Genomic DNA, 23,017 nt, shown 5'->3' with positions numbered 1-23,017 from the left:
TCGTTCCCGGACGCGGGAGATCCGCCCACGGCGAGCGTCTCAGGAGGCGAACTGCCGCTGATATTCCTTCTCGCAGACGAGATCCTTCGGGCTCTCGAGCCGGTCGATGAAGACGAGGCCGTGCAGGTGGTCGTCCTCGTGCTGGAAGACCCTGGCGACGAAGTCCTCGAACTCGCGCTCGAAGACCTCCCCCTCGAGGTCCTGGTAGCGGACGACGATCCGCCGGGGCCTGGGGACGAAGCCTCGGAGGCCGGGGATGCTCAGGCACCCTTCCCAGCCCTTCACGATCTCGTCGGAACGCTCGATGATCTCGGGGTTGATGACGACCTGGGGATCCATCTCCGGGGCGTTCGGGTATCTCGGGTTCGGCCGGGAGGCGACGATGAAGATGGCCGACGAGTCGTAGACCTGGGGCGCGGCGATCCCGACGCCGTGGGCGTCCCGCATCGTATCGAGCATGTCGGCGACGAGGGCCCGCGTCGCATCCGAGGCGGGGAGGATCACGCGCTCGGCGTCGGTCCTGAGCACAGGGTGGCCGAGCTGGGCGATCTGTCGGAGCATGGGCATGGGTCGTCGGCTCTCTCTGGCGAGGGGAAGTATGCAGCCGAGGAAGAGGCCGGACCCCTCGCGCGGGCTGCGTGCGAAGGTCCGGCCTCCTCGGTTCGATGGGGTCATCTTATCGGCGGTGATTTACGATACGCCATACTTCTTGAACCAGGCGAGCAGGCGCTTCCAACCTTCATCGGCCGTCTCCTTGCGATACGACGGGCGGTAGTCGGCGTAGAAGGCGTGGGGGGCGCCGGGGTAGACGACGATCTCCGCATCCTTGCCGCCTTCCTTGAGGGCGGCCCGCATCTTCTCGACCGTGGCGACGGGGATGCCCGTGTCCGCCTCGCCGTAGAGGCCGAGGACCGGGGCCTTGATGTCCTTGGCGATGTCGACGGGATGCTTGGGGTGGTTCGCGTCGACGTCGCCGACGAGCCGGCCGTACCAGGCCACGCCCGCCTTGACGTTCGGGTTGTGCGCCGAGTACAGCCAGACGATCCGCCCGCCCCAGCAGAAGCCGGTGATGGCGAGCTTGGCGGCGTCGGCCTTGCCCGACTCCTTGGCCCAGGCCACCGTGGCGTCGAGGTCGGACATGACCTGGGAGTCCGGCACCTTGGCGACGACCTTGAAGATCTCCGCAATCTGGGCCATCGTGTACCCCGAGACGTCCCCCTGGCGGGAGTAGAGCTCGGGGGCGACGGCGAAGTAGCCGAGCTTGGCGAACCGTCGGCAGATGTCCTTGATGTGCTCGTGGACGCCGAAGATCTCCTGGACGACGAGGACGAGGGGGAACGGCCCCGAGCCTTTCGGGCGGGCCGAGTAGGCGGGGATCGTGCCGTCCTTGACCGGGATCTTCACCTCGCCGGCGTCGAGCCCGTCCGTGTCGGTGGTGATCGTCTCGGCCGAGACGGGCTGCACCGCCAGCGCGAAGCCGGCGGCCAGGGTCGTGACGACGAACTCACGCCTGGTCGGGACGACCGCGGTGTCGAGGTTCGAGGAGTCGTCATGCATCGGTCGAATCCCTCTCGAGTCGTTCTGTTCGAGTCGCGCGCCCCGGAGACCTTGGCGAGGCAAGGTCGTCCTGCGTCGGGACACCGTATCCTCGACGCCCGGGACTCCCAGGGGCGACGCGCCCGGCTGTGATGGGTTCGGAGGGGAATGATAGAAGGAAGGCCGTGGCAAGGCGAGGGTCAACTCGGGGCGGAAGCAACTTTGGATGCGAATCCGCCGGGAAATGGCCCGCGAGCCCCGTTTCGAGGGGGGTAGGAAACGAGCCGCCCGGCCTGTGGTCAGGCCGGGCGGCTCGTTGGGATCTCGACCGGGTTCGGCGAGGTCGAGGCTCAGGGGCCGACCGGGCCTCTGGGGACGTTCGCACCCTGGGGCGCCGGAGGCGTGTTGTTGGAGCCGCCCGTGGGTCGACGCAGGCGGGCGCCCGCCGGGCCGAGCTTGGGGGCGCCTTCTTCGACGTTCATCGGGGGCGGCACCGCCTGATTCTCCGGCGCCGCGTCGGGCGAGGCCTGGGTCTCGGTCGAGTCACCGCCGCCGCCGTACGAATGCACCGGGACGGAGCCGACCGCCGTTGGCGTCATCCCATAATTATTGGTGCTGTTGACCGCGAAGCTGAAACCGGAGCTGAACGCGGCGCCGAAGCCCGCGCCACCGCCGACCGGGCTCGGACCTCCGCCACCGCCACCGCCTCCACCTCCGCCGCCCCCACCACCGCCGCCTCCGCCTCCACCACCGCCGAGTCCGGAGCGGTTGGCCGAGTTCAGGAGGCTGCTCATGCCGTTGATGGAGTTGCTCAGGCCGATGGAGAAGACGCTGGACCCCGAGCCATTGGAGACCGCCCCGCCGGTGATGCCGCCGAGGACCGCGAATCCATTCAGGTTGTTGACGGGGTTGTAATTGTAGAAGAGCGGCCCGGGATAGATCGCGTTGCCGCTGGAGCCGCCCGAGCTGCCGCCGCCACCACCGCCCGGGGAGACGATCTGTCCGCTGTTCATCGCGAGGAACGGCGAGGGAGACAGGGAAGCCGCGGCCATCAAGACCCGGTCTTCGAGCCTACACTCATTGAGGTCGGGATGCTGAGCGCGTCGAGAAATCATCGAGTACGTCCTGGTTCATCGCTCCGTTGGATGTCGATGGTGTGCTGGAAGGGCCTCCCCGCCTTTGCCAGTCCTCCACCCCGTCATCCGCCGGCCGATATCAATGCCCCAGGGGGGGTGGAGCGATGTGGATTCGTGTCTTCGTTTTCCTGGTAACCATACCACGGCCGACGCGAGGCGAGATCCAACGCCCCCCGTCGTGCCCCGGTATCCGCTCATCCATGGCGGGGAAGCACGAGACCGACCCCCGATATTCACACCCGAAGGTCGACCCTATTCATTCAACTTCATTATAGGGGAACGGCTAGATTCCGAGCACACGAATCATCGGATTTTCCTTATCACATGCGCTCGCGTGCCGATTCGTCGCGTGCATCGCGGCCGTCCCCCGCTGACCCTCTCCCGACGCAGACTCTCAGCCGCGGGCCCCTCGGGGATGGCTGGAATGCAGCGGGCAGAACGGCGGGGTCGAGTCCCCGATGAACGACAGATGGGGATCGAGCGCGCGTCCCCAATGCTTCTTGTAGCGACATGAGCTCGGACATCGGCCCGACTCGTCCACTTCCGGCTTCGACGCATTGGCCTGGCCGATGGCGATCCAGCAGGATCCGCTGACGAAACCCGCCATCAGGAGCCAGGCGAAAAGGTTGCGAAGAGTTGACATGAGACATCCCTCCTCGGCTCGAGTCAGACCATATCAACCGATTATTGGAGTTTGGGCAACCAAACCTTCGGCGTTTCTTCGCGGGTTCTTCATGAACGCCCCCTCCGCTCGGCGCGGCCGGAGGCCGCCGTCTCAGGCCCGGACGTCGAAGTGAAGACGTGATGAAATGTGTTGGATGGTGAAATGCCGGGCGGTCGTCGGCACCCGTCGAGGTGCCGCCTCCGATCCGCCTTCGCCCACGCCCCCGCCGTCGAGACCTCCTCCGCCGCCGCACCGACGCGACGATCGGCGGCCCGGCCGCGGCGGGCCTCCCTCTCCTCAAGTTTAACGAGCGCCCATTGGCGTCGCGCGGGCCGTCGTTCGCCGAATTTCTCGGCCTTTTTCGATACCGACGGGGGCGGACGGGGTTTCTAATCAACGAGGCCCCCAAGAACGCAGAATCCGGGGCGTCGCGGTCAAGTATCGGCCGACGCCCCCTGTCGACCACCCCGGCCCGCGAGCATCCCGTGCGGGGATGCGACCGAGCACCCTGCGCCCCGAGAGCCCGAGGTCGGCCTTAACGAGATTTTAATCGAATCCGGCTCGAGATTTAGGGCCGGCCAGGCCTGCCTTGACGCTAACTTCCCTGGCGAACTCAAACCGGGAGCGACCTGGTTCTCGATTAATTGGATCGGATCGATCGGTTTAGGGTGCTTTCGTGCGACTTGATGGGCTTCCTTGGACGGAGAGCAGTCCTCCGACTGGGCATGAGCGGCTCCGGGCCGTTCGTGGAGTCGGTTCGTTCGCAAAATGCTGAAGGAGACTGGTTTCGATGAAGAATCGTCGTGGTTTCTTGCTGATGCTGACCACCAGCTTCGTGGCCCTGGGTCTCGTCGTCGGCACCACCCTCGCCGACGAGCTCTTCGGCGTGATCACCAAGGTTGACGCCGACGCCAAGAAGATCACCGTCGTCGAGAAGGAGAGCGGCAAGGAGATCGAGGTGACGGTGAAGGACGACACCGAGGTCGTCACCAAGAAGGGCTCGAACCCGGTCGACCTCGAGAAGCTGGCCAAGGGTGTCGAGCGGGCCAAGGAGAAGGGCAACAAGGGCATCTCGGTCAAGGTTGAGCACGAAAAGGCCGTGGCCTCGAAGATCCACTACGTCGGCAAGAAGGCCGCCGCCAAGTCGAACTGAGCCCAGGCTCGTCCGATCGACGGACATCGAGAGGGTCGCGCCGCGATGAGTGGCGCGGCCCTTTCTCATTTCGAAGGCCGACGTGAGGAACCGCCCGCCCGCTCGCTCAGCGGACGTAGCGATCGCCCCTGACGACCCCGACGTCGGTGACCCAGGCGATGCAGGCGTAATGGTTGAAGAAGTGGAGCGAGACGTAGGTCAGGATGCTCTCGGCGACGTCCTCGGGGCAGATCACGTCGATCTGCACGTCCTCGGCCCCCGCGCCCAGCCTCGCCCCGCGCGAGCCGTAGCCGCTCGAGGCGTGGGCGGAGTAGCCGGTCGCGCCCAGCTCGAGGATCTTCTCGAAGATCTGCTCCTTGAGCACCGACTCGACGATGATGGACACGAGCTTCAGCGAATGAAGCCGCATGGAGATGATCTCGCTGGGACCAAGGCTGTGTGGGGCAACTTTCGATCGCTATTCGGACCGTCCGCCCGAGCCAGAGTCTACCCAGGGGATCGGCGCCGCTCAAGCCGCGGGATGCGAGATTTCGCGACCTCTCGAGATCCCTCGCCTCGCCGTAAGGTTCTCTCGGATTCGGGCTTATCGCCGCGGACGGGTGGAACCAGCCGAAACATGATCATCCCAACGCATTCGGGCGGGTCGATGCCCCGGCGGGAGGTTCGTGCCATTCGAAATGGAAGAGGGGCGGCCCCGGGCATCCTCGCCCTTGCCGCCCCTTGGGGCTCAGCTCCGCGTCGACCCGGGTGCGGGTCGAGGCAAAGGAGCCGGGAATCAACCGCCGCCGGGTCCGCGGTAGTACCAGGGCCAGACGAAGGGGCCCGGGCCGGGGACGAGCGGCTCGAAGTCGTGGATCGGCACGTAAGAGCCCTGGTCGTAGTACATCCCCACCGGCTTGAACGGGTGGAAGAGCGACGAGAAGAATCGTCCCGACTTGTGAGGGGACGGGTAGCAGTCGGCCGTGATCGAGCTCTGGCCGGGTGCCCCGTAGAAGAACGGGTAGACGCTCGCCACGCACTTCGACTTCCAGACCTTCCCCATCATCCCGCCCCCCTTGATGCTGTTCGGGTGGGGCGTGTCCGGCTGGTCGCCCCAGCGGGTGTCCCAGAAGGTGTCGCGGCGAGGGTCTGGGGGCAGGTGCGGCTCGATGGGCACCCAGCGCGTGAAGAGGCCGCTACGCCGCTCGGTCTGCGGGACCTCGGGCTGAGGGACCTGGCCGTACGAGGCCGCGTCGGCCAGGAGCCAAATCAAGGCGCCGAGGGCGACGGGCCTGGAGGCTCCCGCCCGGCGTAACAAGGAGATTCCTTCTCGCATCTCAAACCCCTCCGGGCTGGCTCGGAATGACGGCCAGGCGCATCCGGCCGGCCTTTCCCTTACTACTTCGGCTCTTTCGCGACGCCACTTCATCCCGGTTCTTCGCCGGAAACGCAATGATCTCGATGTGATCATTCGGTGGAAGCGAGCGACTGTTTTGATTGTAGCGGTTGTGCCGTCGGACGTGACTGCCCCATGACACTCCGGACGTCATGGCGGGCGATCCTCGCGGGCAGGGCGTCAGTTTTCTCGAAGGCGTAGACCCACTCCCCGCCGGGCGAGAACCCGGGGGGGCTGGAGACGCAGGGCTCGCCGCACTCGACAAGCCGGGCGGGGTCGGCCTGCGGCGTCCGCGTCTCCTCGGAGAACTCCAGGGGGACGAGCGCGAGCCTGGCCTTCCGGGTCAGCGCGTTCCGCCTGATGAAGGCGAGCACGAGGCCCCCGTCGGCGGCCCTGCCGACGTTCGGATGCCTGTCCTCGTAGAGCTCGTCCGCGGACGGGTCCGCGGGCCAGAGCCGTCCGACGGCCTCGATCGACTCGCGCGACCCGTCGAGCCGGACCCACCAGAGCCGGTGGCGGGGGATCGGCAGATCTATAACTTTATGTCCAATTAAGTGTGCGATCGTTGAATTGTCCACGGCGGAGACCACGACGATCCGGGAGAATCTCTCGTCGTTGGGCCAGGTCATGTGGCTCGTCACGAATTGATGCTCCCGGGGCGTCGTCGGCTTCCAGAATAATTTGTGGATGCGTGGCGAGGCCTTCTTGCGAAAGGACTCGGGCTGGTTGGAGTCGAAGCGGACCGACCGGATCCGCCAGTCGCCCCCCGCGAAGAGGACCTGACCAGAATGGTCCGGGGCCCAGCAGGGCGGGTCGGCGACGCTCGTCTCGAACTCGATGCGGTCGAGCGCCTCGCCGCCGGGGACCGCGAACCGCGCCAGGCCGAATTTCGGCCGGGAGTCCCAGCCCCCCGGGGCGAGTGACTTCCAGGTCCCGACGACGTGGAAGCGGCCCAGGGCGTCGCGCCAGGGGGAGCAGGTCGCCCCTTCGAGTGAGTCGGTCGAAGGTATGCTGAAGTGCTTGATATCGCCCGACTCGAGATCGAGCGCGGGGGTGCGGCGGTCGTCCCGCAGGACGTGATATTTCCTGATGCCGAGGTAGCGGGGGAAGGCCGGGGTGCGAGTCTCTTCGGTCTTCCCCTGCCAGCGGCCCAGGCCGATCGCGAACGCCGTGACGACGATCGCGGCATGGCCGAGGAGGCGGATCGGCGTGGGCAGGCACATCCGCATGGGCGATGCTCCCGGTTCGGAGGCGGGGGACTCTCCTCGCCTCTCGTTGTGGTGAGGACGACGGACATGCCCGAATCGTAGGCGCCGAAACCGGGGAAAGGCGTGAGTCCCATTCACAACTTTCCGGGGCCATTCGGGGCCTCCAGAACGTGAGTTGTGCTCACGCCGACCGCGCCGAATTCGGTTACAATCCAGCTTTGGCAAGGGGGCCGGAGCACGCCCGACGCGATCGGACGGCGGCGCCACGCCCCGGCCCCTGGTTATTCCCATGAGGCGGCGATGGGGACTCTGATGACGGACGCTTCCGCCGGCAGTCGCGGGCGGCACGCCCCCGTTCCCGCGGCGGGCAAGCCGACCTGCGACGAGGTCTACCGATTCCTCGCGGATAAGTTCGTGCGGAAGCTCAAGCTCGATCGCCAGGAAGACCTCGGCGAGAGCGTGGCACGTCGCTTCCGAGACGGGCCCGCGCGGATCTGCTGCCAGGCGATCGGCGGCTGGATCGACGGCAAGCTCTCGGAGCAGTCGTGGTCCCAGCAGGAGCTCGCCGGCAGGATCGGCGTCGACCGCTCGGCGGTGGCCCGGTGGACGACCGGCGGCAGCATCTCCCTGAGCCACCTCGTCCTCGTCCTGATCGAGTTCCGCAGCGACTTCGACGACCTGCCGTTCCCGATCCGGCACCAGCTCGCGCTCGAGGGCTACCTCGCGGCCCTCACGCACGTGCGGGCCCGCCTGGACCCGAGCCTCGAGCCGGGGCCCATCGACCACGAACGCTTCTGGTGCCTCTATCACTTATTTGCCGAACCGTACTGGGAGCGTGCCCTCCGCGCGAGGAACCGCGAACAGCTCGAGGCCGAGGCCGCCCGCATCCTCAAGCGGGCCGAGGAATCTCTCGGCTATCCCCCGCGCTCGGTCCTGGGCGTCGACGGGATCAAGAAGCTGGTCGAGGAGTGGGCCGCCGCCTGGATCATTTGCCTGAACCTTGTCCCGAGAGACTGGGCGATCCGATGAGGACGAAACTCGATTTGATCGTCGACTTCCTGGCGGACAGGGGCGACGGCGCGACCGAATCGATCCGCCGCGAGCTGAACGAGCCATCGAGCGAGGCGAGCCTCTTCCTCGAAGGGCTCCGCGATCGCACGCGAGGCATGCTCGACGTGATCCCGCCGCGGCAGGAGGCCCCGAAGACCCAACGCCGAGGCCCGGCCATCCTACCCCCGCCGACGGCCCGGAAATCGTGGGTCCGGAGCCCCCTGCCCCTCGCCGCCGCGGCGACGGTTCTCGTCGCGGTCGGGGTCGCCTGGAACGACCAGCGAGGCAAGATCCGGACCCTCGAGGCCGCCGACGCGCGCCGGGAGGCCGAGTGGCGCGAGCTGACCCATAAGCTCGAGGTCGCACGCAACGAGGCCATCGAGAAAGACAGGACCCTCAAGATCGCCGCGAGCCCGGCCCCGAAGCCCGCCCCCGAGACGGCCCCGAAACGAGCCCCCGACCGCGTCCCCGAGCTGCTCGTCGCCCGCCTCGAGGCCGGGCTCGCGAAGCTCGAGGATCGGCTCAGCAACCCCGGCCCCGATCAGCCTCCGGCCAATCCCGACGCCCCCGAGTCGGAACTCGAGCAGCTCCGCCGCCAGGTCGAGATCCTCAAGAGCGACCTTGGCTCGCGGGACAAGTCCCTGAGCAAGGACGTGAAGGAACTGCGCGCCAGCCTGAATCAGGTCATGATGTGGGTCCGCCAGTTGGCGAACACCCCGAACATCCAGTACATCCCGGTGCCCGAGTTCATCCCGGTGCCGCAGGGCCCGCAGAACAACCTGGGCCCGATGAACAACAGCACGCTCCCGCAGACCCTCGACCAGATCCTGCGCCAGAACAATCAGAATGGCTCGAACAACGATCATTCCCGCCCGTCGACCGACAAGTAATCAACCCACTGCCTGAGTCTTTGCCCCGAGCCCTCGGGAACAGAACCGTTGCGCGCCCAGCGATCTCGAGCGGTCCTCGCTCCGGCGTCGTCACCCTCATGTCCTGGAGAGAGGATCCCTCAGCGTTCGAGAAGGGGCCTTCGCGAAGTCCGGTTCGCCGGTCGAGGACGGCCTTTCGAAACGAAAAGAGGCCCGGCGTTATCCGCCGGGCCTCGGTTGGAAACATTAGCGTGCGATCGCCCGATCAGGGCTGCGAGTCGCTCATAGGGGGGAAGGCGAAGTAGTCGCGGGGCGAGCGGGTGGTGACGACGTAGGGGACATATCCCGGGGTGATGGGGACCGGCCCGCCCGCACCGACGAAGTACTCGATCTCGCCCTTGTGGAGCAGCTTGCCGATCAGGGCGTGCGGCAGGCCGAGGATCGAGTGGGCCTTGCCCGCCGCACCGTTGAGGAGGCCGCAGCCGCCGAGGATGCCGCATCCGCCGCAAGCGCCGCAACCCTTGCCGAAGCAACCACCGCAGAGCTTACCCGCGGAGAGCGAGGGGTCGAGGCAGCTGCCGCAGCCGTTCCCCGCACAGCGGTTGCAGCCGAGGCCGCGACGGTGGAAGTGCCGCTTCTTGAGGAAGCAGCCGGGTTCCGAGCAGGGGTCGGAGATGACGACGCCCTGGCCCGAGGGGATGACCTGGGGCGAGGCGACCGGGGACGACTGGGCCGTGGCGAGCACGGGGCCGGCGACGGTGCCGCAGCTACCGCAGGAGTCCTTCAGGCCGTGCAGGATCTTCTTGCCCTTGCAGAGCCCGCAGCCCGAGCCGCCGCAGGTGAAGCAAGGATCCTTCGCACCGCAGTGGCCATCGCCGCAGCCGAGGCCGGAACCACCCAGGCCGCAGCCCTTGCCGAGGCCGCAACCCTTGCCGTGGCCGCCGAGGCCGCAGCCGGGGCCGGAGCAGCCGTGGTGGAAGAGGCCGCCGAGCTTGCCCTTCACCAGGCCGAGCGGCGAGTAGAGCAGGCCAAGGTGAGAATTGTCCTTGGCATAGTGGCCGTAGGGGACGGGCGGGGCGAAGTAAGGCCCACCGGTGTTGAGGTCGACCGCTTCGACCTCTCGCGGGATCGAGTGGAAACCGTCGGCCTGCGCGAAGCCGGTCATGCCGGCAACCATCAGCGACGCCAGGGTGAACGCCAACGCCATTCCTCGCTTCGTTCCGAAACGCATGGTCACTCCCTTTACATCGTTCGGTGTATCCCTCCTGGAGTGTTCGGAATCAGCGAGCGGCAGTCCCCCACGCCTTCCTACGCGCGGAGTACGCCGGCTTTTTTTTCTCGGCGCCCGGAGCACGGCCATCGGCCGATGCGGGTCGGGGAGGTCGATGCCGATCCCCCGCCCTCGCCTGCTCGCGGTGCCTCGAGGCCCGAGTTCGAGTCCAACCCCCGACGCGCAACATGCCCACATATTGCGAGATGTCGGGGCGACTCGCGCCACCGGATTCCCTCTCGTCGATCCCGGGGGGGCTCGATTCGAGTCCAGGGCGGCCTAGACATAAACAATCGGCCCGAGGCCCCCGTTTCTGGAGAAATCCTCGGGCGCAAGGGCGAGCCGGCCCCGCTTCGAGTGAAGCGGGGTCGGCTCGGATCGATCGTCGCGATTTTGCGGCGTCGCCGGGCCCTGGCGGGCTCAGCGGGCGCCGCCCTGGCCGTAGACGACGGAGGCGGGAAGGTCGGTGACCTTCTGGGCCGCGGCGTCGTAGGAGATCGCGGCGTGCTTGTCGCGCTTCTTCTGCTCGTTCATCTGGAAGCCTTCGCGGATGTCGCGGGTGAAGGCCGAGACGCCGAACAGGTGCATCAGGATCTTCGGGTTGCCCGACGGGCCCGGGTCGATCGGGTTGCTGGCGGCGGGCATACTGGTCGGCGTGACCGAGCCGTCGGTCGGGGCGGCCTGGCGACGGCCGGCCATCCGCAACGGGCCGCCGCGGTTGGCCGAGACGCCGACGGGCGCGGGGCCCGAGCCTTCGCCCGTGATGTCGGCGACCGCGACGCCCGGGGCTTCGCCCTTCGAGACGACGTAGCCGGGGAGGTCGCTCGCGTTCACCATCAGCGAGCCGTTCGCCGGGGTCGGGAGCTGGTTCAGGAAGCTCGCCATCTCCGGGGTGACCTGGCGACGGTCGAGCAGCACCGGCTGGCCGCTGCCGTTCGAGACATAGATCTCGGCGCCCGAGGACAGGGCCCCGCTGTTGGAGCGGAACTTGGCCGTCCCCTGCCCCTCGACCACCATCTTGCCCTTCTCGACCTGCGAGATCTGGGTGGCGGTCGGCATGCCCGGCGGCGGCGGGACGGACGCGCCGTCGGCCATCGCCTGCTTGTACTGGCAGGCCGGGCAGACGATCTCGCGGCCGAGCCAGTCGCGCTCGTGGCGGTGCGACGGGGCCTTGGCCGTCTTCGACTTGGTCGACTTCTTGGGCTTCGTGGGCTTCGTCGACTTCGCGGCCGTCCGATTCGGAGCGGGTGCGGAATAGGTCAGGCCGACGGAGTTGGGTGACGCGGGCGACTGCGCCCAAACGGAGGCGGGGGTCGTCAGGGCGAGGCCGCAGAAGGCCAGGCCAACTCGAGCGAGGCGACGCATTGGGAACTCCTTTCCCGATTGCGAACCGAGTTCCCTCGGGAACCTCGGGCCGACGTTGAAGGGCCCGCTTAGGCCCGAGAACGATGCATACGGACGTCAGCCTCAGCCCCGCGGACGGGGCGGCGACGCTACCGCGTCGAGGAGACTCATCTCCTCGGCCGATGTCCCCAAACATCGGTCCGCGAGGACTGGCATCTTGCGAAAAACCGGCGCGAACGGAACAAAGCGGCCTCGACGCCGATCGCGCACGATTCCTACAGGCCCTGGATCTCCTAGAAAAAGGATGACACGCCCCCGCCTCCGTCTGCGGATCCAATCCCGAGGCCACGACGGCTCGCCGGACGCGCGGTCGGGATGTCCGGTTTCCCGTCGAGCCTTGATTCCTAAGGAGCAGCCCGCGATGTCGACCCTCGATGGAAGGCCCGGGGAGAGACGGGAGGAGGCCCCATCCTATTAGACCGGGAAAGCGACGTCCGAAGTCAGCCCCTGATCCGAGTGATATCGCAAAGTGAAAAAACTTGGATTTGGAGATAGGTCGCGATTTGCACCTGGCCTTGGCCCCCTGGCCGAGCCCGCGGATGGGAGCCCGTGGTCCGGTCCCGGGAGTCGGGAGTCGGGAGTCGGATCCAAGGATTGCGCAGTGATGAGCGCATCGGGACGCAAGGGCCCGTTCCAGGGCCGGAGGGTGGCTCGGAGTGCCGACGGCCCATCCCCTGCCCGATCCGCCTCGACGGGCCTGGGAGGGGCCTTTTTCGCGAGGGTATTGCCAATCGTAATCAATTCGGGGACGCCGACAAAATCTCGAAAAAATTCAAAAAAAGACTCAAGTCGAGTCGGACCCGCGTTTGCAAGATTGTCAATCCGCTGGAAAACGATTCCCTTGCTTACAAGGGATGCGCCCTTGGGAACCTACCGACTTCGAAACGAGGCGAGCCGTGCGGCCCGGGGTCGGTCGTCAGGGACGACTCGAACACCTCGGCAGCACGGCTCTCGACTGAACTCGTCGCGTTGGTTCGTTTCGGGGGCGTCAGGCACCGACCTGGGAGGCGGCCATCCGGCGGAACTTCCTCCGGCGGATGAGAGCGATCCCGGCCAGGGTCAGGGTCCAGAACGCATAGGTGGTCGGTTCGGGGATGGTCTGGGCCTGGAGGACCTGAGCACCCTGGATGCTGTTGTCAGTGTTGCCCTGGAAGTTCCTGGCGAGCAAGGCCTTGGCCGCATCGGGGCTGAAGGTCGAGTTCGGGTTGACCATCATCGACCAGCTCGCGTTCCTGGCGTCGATGTAGTTGCCCGAGGTGTCGTAGTCCTCGGGGACGCCGAAGGCCAACATCAGCTCGTGCGAGATGTTGTGGGCGACGATCCACTGGAGCTGCGACAGGTTCGAGGCGGACGGGGCGATGTTGTTGATGAAGCTGAACCCGCTGCCGCCGATCTCGGTCATGCCGATCGCGGTGGGGTCGAGCTTGGCCGCCGTGTTCGAGACCAGGCTCAACGTGTGGGCGGCGGGGACGCTCGGGTCCGTGGTCAGGTTGACCGGGACGCCGCTCAGGTTGAACGTCTGCTGGACATCCTGGAGCACTCCTTTGGCGAAGTCGGCCTGTTGCTGGCTCGTGGGTGTGCCGCCGAAGATCGAAGTGATCTGGGGGCTGTTGTACCAGGGCTGCGTGTTGCCCGTCGTGATCAGGCTGTCGTTGGCATAAGGGCCCGGCCCGAGGTTCAGGAAGGCGTCAGCCTTGGGGGCCGTCGACGTGGCGGAGAAGGTGGCGGCGGGAGCGGCCTGGAGCGTCTCGGCCGAGGGGGCGGAGTAGCTCACGGGGGCCGGGGCGGAGGCGGGAGCGGCGTCGACCGGGTTGACGGCCCTCACGAGCATCACCGGGGTGGCCGTCTGGGTGGGGGCGGGTGCCGGCGTCGAGATCGGGGCCGGCCCGGTGGCCGCCGTGATCGGGGCGCTGAACGCCGACATGGCCGTGAACGAGTTCTGCGAGTTCAGGGCGTTGTTGTAGGACGAGGCGTAGTCGGAGTTGGCCGTCAACCACCAAGTCCAGGGGACGGGATCCGCTTGGGCAACCTGACCGAGTAGTGCAAAGCTGAGGAAGCATAGGCTGAAGGTCTTCACGGCACCCATCGCGAACCTCCTGTTCGAGACGTCATCGTCGCCCATTTCGAGGGCAAGCACCACCGCAACCACGCCTTCGGTTCGAGCTTCCGCCTCATCCTCCGATTGCGGTGGTCGGGACGACCCGATCCGGAGGAAAGAATCCTTGAGACTCGCCGGCGACTCCCTTCCTGGGAATCTCTGGAGAGGGGTGGGGAGGTTGTTTAGCGGGAGCGTCCTCTAATGTGAGCAATCGACGTGCCGCAGGCGTGTTACGACGCGAGGATTCGCCGAGGCCGCTTCGCCCCCGCCCCGCATCGCAAAGTTAAGTCTAACCGGACATGAAATTTACGAAGAAATCAAACTTAACACGGCGCAAGTCGTTGGCCCTCGTTGTGACGGGCGCAGCGGTCGTGATCGTCGTGCAGCTTGTACAAGCTGCACGCCCCATTGTAAGAATGGCCAAACCGATCCCTGCTTTTTCCAATCCCAGGCGCCGTCTCCATTATGGCAAGCCGTCAATCACCTTGTGTCAAAATGGGTGATTTGGTGACTTCGGAGGTAATGCATAGATTGGCTAATAAGCATAAATAACGAGACACGGGGAAAAGACAAAGGTTCGCCTCCCGCCTCCCCGGTTCGGAGGAGACAGCAGACGAACCATTGCAACTCTCGGGCCAGTTTCGGGAGTGGCCCGAGGGTCAAGGCCAAAGTCATTTCGGCCGGTGTCAGGCGAAGAGCTCCTTCACGAGCTTGCCCCCGTCGACGATCTTGATGGGCCGGCCGAGGGGGCTCATGTTCTCCTTGGCCGGGTTGATATGCAGCGAGTGGCAGAAGCTGGTCAGGAGATCATTGACGGCAATCGGATGCTCCTTGACCTCAGTCCCGTCGACGCTCGACTCGCCGATGACCTGCCCCCCCTTGATCCCGCCGCCGGCCAGTGCGACGTTGAAGACCCTGGGGAAGTGGTCGCGCCCCGCGTTCGGGTTGACCTTCGGGGTCCGGCCGAACTCGCCCATCCAGATGACGAGAGTCTTGTCGAGCATCCCACGCTGTTTCAGGTCGCTGATGAGCGTGGCGAACCCTGGATCCACCTGCGAGGCGTTCTTGCCGACGCGCTCGTGGACCTCCTGGTGGGTATCCCAACCCCCCGAGCGGACTTCGACGAAGGTGACGCCCGTCTCGACGAGGCGTCGGGCCAGCAGGCACCCCTGCCCGAAGGGGCTCGAGCCGTAGGCGGCGCGGAGCGTCGGGTCTTCCCCTTCGAGGTCGAACGCCTTCATCCGAGGCGAGAGGACCATGCCGGCCGTCTGCTTGTAGAGGGCCGTGTGGTCCTTGACCCGATCGGCGCCGCCGGTCCGCTCGAAGGCCCCATGCTCGAGGGCCTGCATCAGGCCGAGCCGCCTGGAGAACCGCGAGGTCGCGACGGGCGGCTTGACGTTGGCCGGGGACTTGGTCGGATCCTGGACGACGAACGGCTCGAGCCCGACGCCCAGCAGCCCCGCGCCGACGGAGTTGCCGCCGATGCTGACGATGTGGGGCAGGTCGAACTTGGGGTCGCCCAGCTCGTTGGCGAGGTTGCAGCCGAAGCTCGGGTGCTTCACCGTGCCGGTGGGGGTGTACCCGGTGTGGAGCTGATAGGTCGCCCGCTCGTGGTTGCCTTCCTTGTTCGACATCGAGCGGATGAGGGCGATGTCCTTCATGGCCGCTGCGGTCTTCTCCCACCCCGCGGCGATCCTGATGCCGGGGACGGCCGTCTCGATGGTCTTGGTGCCGCCGCCGTTGGCGTGGTCGGGCTTGGGGTCGAAGGTCTCCATCTGGCTCGGGCCGCCGGCCATCCAGAGCATGATGCAGGCCATCTGCCGCTTGCGCAGCTCCTCGGCCTGCAGGGCCATCATGTCCGTGAAGCTGAGCCCGGCGAGCCCCGCGGCGCCGAGGCCGATCCCCCGGAGGAACCCGCGTCGGCCGAGCACACCCCGGCCGCTCATCGCGACCTTGACGATCGTCTTTTCCAACATGATGATCAAAGCCTCATGTTCATGAGAATGTCTGTTAGGGTGGATACGCTCAGCGCCTGGTGATGAACTCGGTCGAGTTGATCAGGCTCCAGAGGATGTCCTCGAAGGCCTCCTGACGGTCACCGACCTTGTCGAGGTATCGCCCGCAGACCTGGACTTCCTTGGCGGTCGGCTCGCGTGAGAGCGTGCGGATATAAAGGGCGTTGAGCGCGTCGCGGTTATCCGGGTTCGCGGCGAGGATCTGGCCGAGGACCGTCTTGTTGTTGGCCCGGATCGCGTTGTTGATCAGCGGGCTGTTCATCAGGAAGAGGGCCTGCGGGATCGTGCCGAGGACGTCGTCGTTGGGCGTGGACGGGTCGACGCCGAAGAGGCTGATGAAGACCCCCCTCGCCCCGCCGTTGCGCTGGGCCCCCTTCGTCTTGGCGACGGCCCCCTTCAACTCCTTGGCGAGCGCGGCGTCCGCGTCCTTGCCCCCCTTGCCCTTCGCCATCGCCTTGTCATTCGCGTCGGCGTTGGCGTTCGCGTTGTTGCCGATGGGGAGGTTGAGGACCTGGGCGAGCGAGTCGAGGATCTGGTCGGCCCGGAGTCGGCTCGGGCAGACCGAGGCGAACGACGTCCGGCCCGAGGCCGTGTAGGTCGACCGCACCTCGCGCTGATAGGCCCGGCTGTTGAGGATCACGCGGAAGAGCCAGTGGACGTCGTAGCCCCCCTTCTGGAACTCGGAGGCGAGGGCGTCGAGCACCTCGGGGGTCCTGGCCGTCCGCTCGGGGCCGATGTCGTCGACCGGGTTGTAGAACCCCTCGCCCATCAACGCATACCAGATCCGGTTGACGAACGCCTTGGCGAACCAGGGATTGTCCTGCCCGGTCACATAAGAGGCGACGGTCGCGAGCCGGTCGGTCGCGGGGAAGCCTTCGGCGAGGACCTCGGCCTTGGGGTCGAGGAAGAACTTGGGGGCGACGAAGATCTGCTTCTGCGGGTCGTTCTTGTCGGGCATCGTGTAGCGTGGCTTGCCCGGGGTGATGACCTCGAAGACGGCGCGTTGCCCCATCCCCGGCTTCTCGACCCGGCGCTGGCGGATCCCGGCGAAGTAGGCGGCGAACTCGTGGAACTGCTGCTGCTTCCAGGAGTCGGTCGGGTGGTCGTGGCACTGGGCGCACTGGATCTGCACGCCGAGGAAGATCCGCGAGACCTCGCCGGCGATCTCGACCGGCTTCGCCTCGTGGGCGAGGGCGAAGTTCACCGCCCCCTGCTCGTCGTCGCGCCCGGTCGCCGTGATGATCCCCCGGGCCACGTCATCCCAGGGTGCGTTCCTGGAGAACTCGGAGGTGAGCCACTCCTCGAGCTTGTCGTAGTGGATCCGGTTCGCGTTCTGCGTGGTCGCGTGGAAGCGGATCACGTCGCGCCAGTAGCGGGCCCAGTTCTTGGAGAAGTCCTCGCTGATGAGGAGGTGCTCGATCAGCTTGCCGCGCTTGTCCTTTTCCGTCGTCTGCACGAAGGCGCGGGCCTGCTCGGGGGTCGGCAGCTTGCCGACCATGTCGAGGTAGATCCGGCGCACGAACTCGACGTCATTCGTCAGGGTTGCCGGCGTGACCTTCTCGGAGGCGAGCGCCTTGTCGAGCAAGGAGTCGAGCTCTTCGTGATTCAGGGTCGGCTTGGCGACGACCTTGCTCGGGCGCTCGGGGAGCTTGCCCTTGGGCTTCTCATCCTCAGCCTTCTTCGCCTTGTTGGCGATGGCCTTCGCCTTGTTCGCGAGGGCTTTGGCCTTGGCCTTGGCTTTCGCCTGGCGTTCGGCCTTCTTCTTGGCCTTTTCCTCGTCGTCGGGCTTGGCGGAGGTCGGATCGCCGGGTTTGGAAGCGTCGGGGGTATTGGCCTGGGCCTTCGGATCCTCCGGCCCCTTCTTCTCGTCGGCGTCGGCGGCCACGGCCGGCATGATCAGGGTCGCCGACGCGAGCGCGAGCGTGGCGGCGATCGTGCGGAGCCAGATTGCACGCCACGGAGATGGATGCGCCATGCCTCTATCGTCCTTTCCAATCCAGATTCACGACGACGGGGGGGCTCGGCCGGGAGGGGCCGAGTTGCCTTGCCTTGATATCAGAGTAAACCCGGGCCGGGCCCCCGAGTATCGCCGCCGGGCCCGGAATCGTTGCCCGGCGTCGGCTTGCATCTCGTCGCGTTAAACCTGGACTCGAAGGATCAGGATGTGCGCACCCTTTGGGCGTGCGGGCGAGGCGGATCGGAGGGGTCGAAGCGGGGTCAGGCGACCTTCGGCGAGTTGCCGAGGAGCACGGCGATCAAGACGACGATGACAGCGAAGCTGACGATCGCCATCAGGCCGCTCGGCATGAACTTCGCCCCCTTGCGGGCGAAGCGATACCCGAAGAACCCGCACAGGATCACGGACAGGACCAAACCGAGCGGGAAGCCGACCGAGACCTCGGCGGCCGAGAGCCCCAGGGCGACGAGCGCCGCCAGGGCGCTCACCATCCCCGCGATCAGCGAGGGCCGGCTCTTCGCCTTGAGGAAACCGACGAGGCCGCCGGCGGCGAGGAGACCGGCGTAGATCCCGAGGACGACCTGACCCACCATCGGACTGAGCATCGTGAAACGGCCCTGGAGTCGCGGGTTGCGGATGGCACTGTTGCGACCCCATCTTCGAGCGGGCCGCCCGGGTCGTCAAGTCATCGGGATCATCTCAAGCGACCTTCGGCTTCGACCACACCCCGACCCACCCCAGCGCCTGGCCGATGTAGGGGACGGCCCTCGGGAACCGATCACCGACGTCGGGCGTCACGATCAACGTCCGCTCGCCCTCGAGTTCGAGCCCGGCCTTATCCCCCGCGATGTTGTAGTCCTCAACCGTCCTGTGATAGCCGAGGATCGGCCGGCGCTCTCCGGTCTCCTTGTCGATGAACCGGGCGCGATGCCCCTCGGCCGTCCGGTCGGGGTGCAGGGATGAGATGATCGTCCGACCGCCTGGCCTGAGGATCCGGGCGAGCTCGAGATAGAGGCCGTCGAGGTCGGCGATGTGCTCCGTCACCAGGCCGAGCACGACGAGTTCGAAGCTCCCGTCCGCAAAAGGCAGCGGCGCCGGCAGGGCATGCCGGACCCAGGTGACCGGGTGCGACGCCAGTTTCTGGCGGGCCTTTTCCAGCATCTCGGGGCTCTGGTCGGCCGCGGTGACGTCGGCCCCGGCCTCGGCGAGTGCCAGGGTATGCCTCCCCGTCCCGCAGCCGAGGTCGAGGACGGCCTTCCCCGCGATCGGACCGAAGAGGTCCGCGACGGCCGGGCCCTCGATGGCGATGAGGGGGTTCCCGTCGTCGTCATAGCTGGAGGCCCAAAGTGCGTAGCCTTCGAGGGCCGATAGGTAGTCGATCGATTCCGCGTTCATGGCAAGGTGTCCTCCCGGGGATGTTCGCGAAGGATCGAGACGCCGGCCTGCACTCGGCGTCGTCGTGGCAAGCGTGCGTGGGGTCATGAGTCCGAGCCGAGATCGGCGGGTCCGGGAGCGAGCCTCATGCTGGTCGGAAATCCGGAATGGAGAACGACACGACCCCCGCCTCGAAGAGGCAGGAGCCGTGTCGTGGGTTCGCTCGGCATGTCGAGGTGGGGAGGAGGCTTTCGGCCTCCGCCCCGGGTCGAGGACGTTGTCCCCAGCCCTGTAGGCCCGCTCAGATCAGGATCAGAGCGGGCCGCCCGGCCCGGCCGGGGCGCCCTGGACGCCCGAACCGGGGTCGACGCCGGGGGCGACGCCGTCGGTGGGGCCAGGAGCGGGGGCTCCTCCGCCGGGGGCGGGGGGCTGGGGGACGACGTTCAGCGGGCCGTTCACGTTCGACGGCATGCCGAGCTGGTTCTGCGACGGGGGCTGGGCGCCCGCCGCCATCGGGGCCACGAGCGGGCCCGCGGCCGGCTCGATCCCCATCGCCTGCATCCGCGCCCGCTGGGTCGCGGCCTGCGTGTTGGCCCAGGGGAAGTCGGGGCCCGGCGAGAAGTACTGGACGTCATCGTGCATGTACTTGCCCGAAGGCAGCGTCATGCCGGCATACTCAACCTGGCAACCCACCGAGGGCAGGAGCCAGCCAATCGCCAGTGCCGTCCAGGCCGCCATGCGGCGGTATTTCGGCTGCGACGACGATCCCGTGCGGGGGGACCACATTTGTTTCCACCCTCCTTGGCATTCGTCGGCGATCACTCCGGATCGCCGTCGGAGTCGGTTCTGATCCGTCCCCGAGGAGCCCGACGCGACGTTCCGCACGGTTCTCGGGATTTGGTCACACCTAGGGAATCGGCCGGGGAGACGGGTCAAGGCCAGTGATTCCGACGGAAGAACCGAAAAGTTTGCGACGACCCTCCCCGGCCCCCCTCCGCCAATCGGGCTTGGCCGATCCCCACGCCTCGCTACAATGCGACTTTTATGAAGGGTCGGGGCAAGATAGTAGAAGAGACCCGCATCGTGATAGAAGAACCGAGGCTTGGCTTGATGTTGTCGTTGGCGGAGGCTAGGGATCGAATCCTGGAGCGAGCCGAGCCTGGCGAGGCGATCGAAGTGGCCCTCGCCGAGGCGATCGGCCTCGTCCTGGCCGAGCCCTTGATCGCGGACGTGGACCTCCCCCCCTTCGACCGCGCCGCGCTCGACGGGTACGCCGTCCGCGCCGCCGATGCGCTGCCGGGGCCCGCCTCCGCGCCGTCGGGCTCGACCGCGACGGCGAGGACGAGGAAGGGTTCGAGGTCGAACGCGAAGAAGCGGCACGAGTTACGGCGGGCGACCCCATGCCCCTCGGCTCCGACGCCGTCCTCAGGACCGAGGACAGCCGCCCGGAGCCGGGGCTCGGCCCGCCGAAGCTCGTCGAGGTCCTCCGCCCCGTCGAGCCGGCGCAGAACGTCGTCAGGCGAGGCTACTACCTCCGCTCGGGCACCGAGCTCGTCGCAGCCGGGACCACCCTCCGGCTCCCCATGGTCGGATTGCTCGCCTCGCAAGCGTGCGTGCATCCGGTCTGCTATCGGCGGGTCCGCGTGGCGGTGCTGGCGGTGGGCGACCACCTCGTCAATCCCGGCGAGGAGCCGGTGATGCATCGCGAACGCAACGCGGCGGGGCCGACGGTCGTCGCCCCTTGCGTGCGCTGGGGTGCGACCGCCCATGATCTGGGGACGGTCTCGGAGGACGGCATCGACGCCGCCCTTTCTCGGGCCCTGACGGCCCCGGTCGTCGTGATCCTCGGGCCTCCCGAGGGGGACATCCCCTATGCCCTCTCGCGGGCGGGGGTCGACATCGAGGTCTCGGGGATTTCGCTCCATCCGGGCAAGCGCCTGAATTACGGCGTCCTCCGGGGCGAGTCGGGACGGGTCGAGAGCCATGTCTTCCACATCCCGTCGAGCCCGATCGCGGCCCTGACGGTGGTCTCCCTCTTAATCGGCCCCCTGATCCGCAAGCTCCAGGGGGAGTCGAACCCGTACTCCGACGTCCTCAAGGCCGTCTGGGACGGCACGCACCGCCCGACCGACGACCGGCTCTGGGCGGTCCCGTCGACCCTGACCCAGGACGAGAACGGCACCCTCCACGCCACTCCGATCCACTACCGGGGCAAGGACGACCTGTTCGGCTTCACCCAGGCCGAGGCCCTCGCCCTGCTCCCCCCCCGCACCGGCCCCTGGCTCGGCGGCGAGGTCGTCGAGGTCGTCCCGCTCGGCCCCTGGCCCTCCACCGGCCTCGGCTGAGGTTGTCTCTTGGAATCATGATCGCATCATCCGAAGGGACGACCCCAAGACCGGGGCCGTCCCTTTCGCGTCGACACCCCCTGCATCCTTGGCTCGAAGCCCGGATTTGCGGTAGTCTTAATTCGAGCGGTCAAATCGCGAAAGGGGGATCCTCGGATTCCTCTCCCAACTCCCGCGTCAGACATCGTCGATAGGTGAGGCCATGGCTCGGTTGATGCGATTCATGCCGGTCGCCGTCGCGCTGTTGCTCCAGCCCATCATCCAGGGATCCGCTCGAGCCCCGTCCCCTATCCCGCCCGCTTATGACCGGGTGCTCATCTACGTCATGTCGTATGACAACAACCTCGCCCCGCATGGCCCCGGGATCCTCCGGGCCATCGGCCGCGGTGTGAGAGACAGCCACACGGTGGCGACCGTCCTGGCCGACGACCCGGATCCGCGTGGCCTGAATCGGATCGTGATTCGTTCCGATGGTGTCTCGTTCGAGCGGCAATCCACCGACAACAGCGCCTCGGAAGACGTACTTGGCGACTACCTCTCCTGGGCCTCGAAGACGTACCCCGCGAAGCGCTACGCGATCATCTTCCTCAACCACGGCGGCCGGCTCTACGAGATGTGCTCCGACCAGAATCCTGGCAGCGCCGGGGCCAAACGCTGGATGGATGGCCGCCTCGTCGGCGAGAAGCTACGCGCCTTCCGTGCGTCGGTGCCCGGCTCCGTGGACCTCGTCTACCTCCAGCAATGCGGCCGGGCTTCCGTCGAGAACCTCTACAACTTCCACGACACCGCCTCCGTCGTCCTCTCTTCGCAGCATGTCGTTGGCGCCCCGAACACCTACTACGAACCGACGTTCCAGTGGCTCGGCTCCCATCCCGACGCGACGGGAAGGGACCTCGCCACCCGCATCATGGACGACGACCGGCATTTCAGGACGTATGTCTGTGTCGATGGCAAGTCGCTCGCCGAGTTACCCCACCGCCTCGGGCCTGTCGTCGACGCCCTCATCGATCACGACACGAAGATCACCCGGCCTCAAGGCTTATCCCCCTGCTTTACCGCCGGGGGTGAAGAGTTCTTCGACCTGATGGAATGGCTTGACGCCGCCTATCGCGAGAACCGGCGTCGACGCTTGCCGCTCGACGACTTCGCCGATTGGATGCGCAGGGACCTGATCCTCCGGCTCGTGGCCGCCGACGGGAAGCTGAAAACCTGCGGCCTCTCGCTGTTCGTCCCGCAATCCGGTGATCAGATCACGAGATACCGGGACGACCCGGGCCAGAAAGCGAGCCAGCTCGACAGGCTTCACAAGGCTTTGGGACCTCCCGTGACAACGAGGTAGGGATCCAATTAGGAATGCGTCAGGCCGGGGTGAAATCATCAAGTGAAGTGGCTTATGGTTCATCAGGGCGCTATTCGGCATCCCTGGAATGATCGCCAGGCCGACATGAGCCGGATCGATTTGTTGAATTATTCGGCTCCGATCCCTCCACCTCCTGTTACCGGGTGCATGGCGCGTTATCCTGGCGGGCAAGAGTGTCCGTCATGGAGGTCGCGGCGGCCGGA

At 66.8% G+C, this 23,017-nt stretch carries 19 protein-coding genes and 1 pseudogene; 5 read left to right on the top strand and 15 right to left on the bottom strand.

The features are described from left to right. Positions 1-39 precede the first annotated feature (39 nt). The 4 genes from def to ACOYYX_RS35610 all read right to left on the bottom strand — a co-directional run bounded on the left by def (position 40) and on the right by ACOYYX_RS35610 (position 3,315). Positions 40-567, bottom strand: a complete 528-nt coding sequence (gene def / locus ACOYYX_RS35625; RefSeq protein ID WP_422927411.1) for a peptide deformylase — start codon at positions 565-567, stop codon at positions 40-42. A gap of 123 nt (positions 568-690) precedes the next feature. Continuing rightward, positions 691-1,557: a dienelactone hydrolase family protein gene (locus ACOYYX_RS35620; protein WP_422927410.1), complete on the bottom strand. Its 867-nt coding sequence runs from the start codon at positions 1,555-1,557 to the stop codon at positions 691-693. A 329-nt stretch (positions 1,558-1,886) separates the two neighbouring features. Then, a complete protein-coding gene (locus ACOYYX_RS35615; RefSeq protein WP_422927409.1) occupies positions 1,887-2,651 on the bottom strand; it encodes a hypothetical protein in 765 nt (254 codons plus the stop codon). A 415-nt stretch (positions 2,652-3,066) separates the two neighbouring features. Next, a complete protein-coding gene (locus ACOYYX_RS35610; RefSeq protein WP_422927408.1) occupies positions 3,067-3,315 on the bottom strand; it encodes a hypothetical protein in 249 nt (82 codons plus the stop codon). A gap of 811 nt (positions 3,316-4,126) precedes the next feature. Between ACOYYX_RS35610 and ACOYYX_RS35605 the strand changes: the two genes are divergently transcribed. Continuing rightward, positions 4,127-4,489, top strand: a complete 363-nt coding sequence (locus tag ACOYYX_RS35605; protein ID WP_422927407.1) for a hypothetical protein — start codon at positions 4,127-4,129, stop codon at positions 4,487-4,489. A gap of 106 nt (positions 4,490-4,595) precedes the next feature. Here ACOYYX_RS35605 and ACOYYX_RS35600 read toward each other — a convergent pair whose 3' ends face one another. The 3 genes from ACOYYX_RS35600 to ACOYYX_RS35590 all read right to left on the bottom strand — a co-directional run bounded on the left by ACOYYX_RS35600 (position 4,596) and on the right by ACOYYX_RS35590 (position 7,093). Continuing rightward, complete coding sequence (locus ACOYYX_RS35600) at positions 4,596-4,898, bottom strand: P-II family nitrogen regulator (RefSeq protein ID WP_422927406.1); 303 nt, start codon at positions 4,896-4,898, stop codon at positions 4,596-4,598. Between the two features lie 366 nt (positions 4,899-5,264). Beyond that, positions 5,265-5,804 carry a hypothetical protein gene (locus ACOYYX_RS35595; RefSeq protein ID WP_422927405.1) on the bottom strand — a complete coding sequence of 180 codons (540 nt, stop codon included), beginning with the start codon at positions 5,802-5,804 and terminating at the stop codon, positions 5,265-5,267. A gap of 131 nt (positions 5,805-5,935) precedes the next feature. Further along, the gene (locus tag ACOYYX_RS35590; protein ID WP_422927404.1) at positions 5,936-7,093 is read right to left on the bottom strand and encodes a hypothetical protein; all 1,158 of its coding nucleotides are present in this window, start codon (positions 7,091-7,093) and stop codon (positions 5,936-5,938) included. Positions 7,094-7,384: 291 nt separating this feature from the next. Here ACOYYX_RS35590 and ACOYYX_RS35585 point away from each other — a divergent pair, with 291 nt between their 5' ends. Beyond that, the gene (locus ACOYYX_RS35585) at positions 7,385-8,101 is read left to right on the top strand and encodes a helix-turn-helix domain-containing protein (RefSeq protein WP_422927403.1); all 717 of its coding nucleotides are present in this window, start codon (positions 7,385-7,387) and stop codon (positions 8,099-8,101) included. Then, the gene (locus ACOYYX_RS35580) at positions 8,098-9,012 is read left to right on the top strand and encodes a hypothetical protein (protein ID WP_422927402.1); all 915 of its coding nucleotides are present in this window, start codon (positions 8,098-8,100) and stop codon (positions 9,010-9,012) included. The genes ACOYYX_RS35585 and ACOYYX_RS35580 overlap by 4 nt, the downstream gene beginning before the upstream one ends. A gap of 244 nt (positions 9,013-9,256) precedes the next feature. On the opposite strand, the gene ACOYYX_RS35575 is transcribed toward ACOYYX_RS35580, so the two are convergent. The 8 genes from ACOYYX_RS35575 to ACOYYX_RS35540 form a co-directional block, all read right to left on the bottom strand. Then, complete coding sequence (locus ACOYYX_RS35575; RefSeq protein WP_422927401.1) at positions 9,257-10,222, bottom strand: hypothetical protein; 966 nt, start codon at positions 10,220-10,222, stop codon at positions 9,257-9,259. A gap of 459 nt (positions 10,223-10,681) precedes the next feature. Next, positions 10,682-11,626, bottom strand: a complete 945-nt coding sequence (locus tag ACOYYX_RS35570; RefSeq protein WP_422927400.1) for a hypothetical protein — start codon at positions 11,624-11,626, stop codon at positions 10,682-10,684. A gap of 1,027 nt (positions 11,627-12,653) precedes the next feature. Then, a complete protein-coding gene (locus ACOYYX_RS35565) occupies positions 12,654-13,751 on the bottom strand; it encodes a hypothetical protein (RefSeq protein ID WP_422927399.1) in 1,098 nt (365 codons plus the stop codon). 698 nt (positions 13,752-14,449) lie between these two features. Continuing rightward, positions 14,450-15,739 carry a DUF1501 domain-containing protein gene (locus tag ACOYYX_RS35560; RefSeq protein WP_422927398.1) on the bottom strand — a complete coding sequence of 430 codons (1,290 nt, stop codon included), beginning with the start codon at positions 15,737-15,739 and terminating at the stop codon, positions 14,450-14,452. 49 nt (positions 15,740-15,788) lie between these two features. Further along, on the bottom strand, positions 15,789-17,753 hold the full coding sequence (locus tag ACOYYX_RS35555; protein WP_422927397.1) for a DUF1549 domain-containing protein: 1,965 nt from the start codon (positions 17,751-17,753) through the stop codon (positions 15,789-15,791). A 242-nt stretch (positions 17,754-17,995) separates the two neighbouring features. Continuing rightward, entirely contained in the window at positions 17,996-18,340 is a 345-nt protein-coding gene (locus ACOYYX_RS35550) for a TMEM14 family protein (protein WP_422927396.1), read from the bottom strand. 94 nt (positions 18,341-18,434) lie between these two features. Beyond that, positions 18,435-19,130, bottom strand: coding sequence for a class I SAM-dependent methyltransferase (locus ACOYYX_RS35545; RefSeq protein ID WP_422927395.1), 696 nt, complete (start codon positions 19,128-19,130; stop codon positions 18,435-18,437). Positions 19,131-19,421: 291 nt separating this feature from the next. After that, a complete protein-coding gene (locus ACOYYX_RS35540) occupies positions 19,422-19,895 on the bottom strand; it encodes a hypothetical protein (protein WP_422927394.1) in 474 nt (157 codons plus the stop codon). 258 nt (positions 19,896-20,153) lie between these two features. On the opposite strand from ACOYYX_RS35540, the pseudogene ACOYYX_RS35535 reads away from it, so the two are divergent. Next, a pseudogene (locus ACOYYX_RS35535) lies at positions 20,154-21,454 on the top strand (molybdopterin molybdotransferase MoeA). A gap of 202 nt (positions 21,455-21,656) precedes the next feature. Then, on the top strand, positions 21,657-22,793 hold the full coding sequence (locus ACOYYX_RS35530) for a clostripain-related cysteine peptidase (RefSeq protein WP_422927393.1): 1,137 nt from the start codon (positions 21,657-21,659) through the stop codon (positions 22,791-22,793). Positions 22,794-23,017: the final 224 nt, after the last annotated feature.

Source organism: Singulisphaera chitinilytica, assembly GCF_049331405.1.
Taxonomy (GTDB): Bacteria; Planctomycetota; Planctomycetia; order Isosphaerales; family Isosphaeraceae; genus PoT.
Note: the sequence above shows the minus strand (reverse complement) of the source record. Positions and strands in the feature narration are given on the sequence as shown.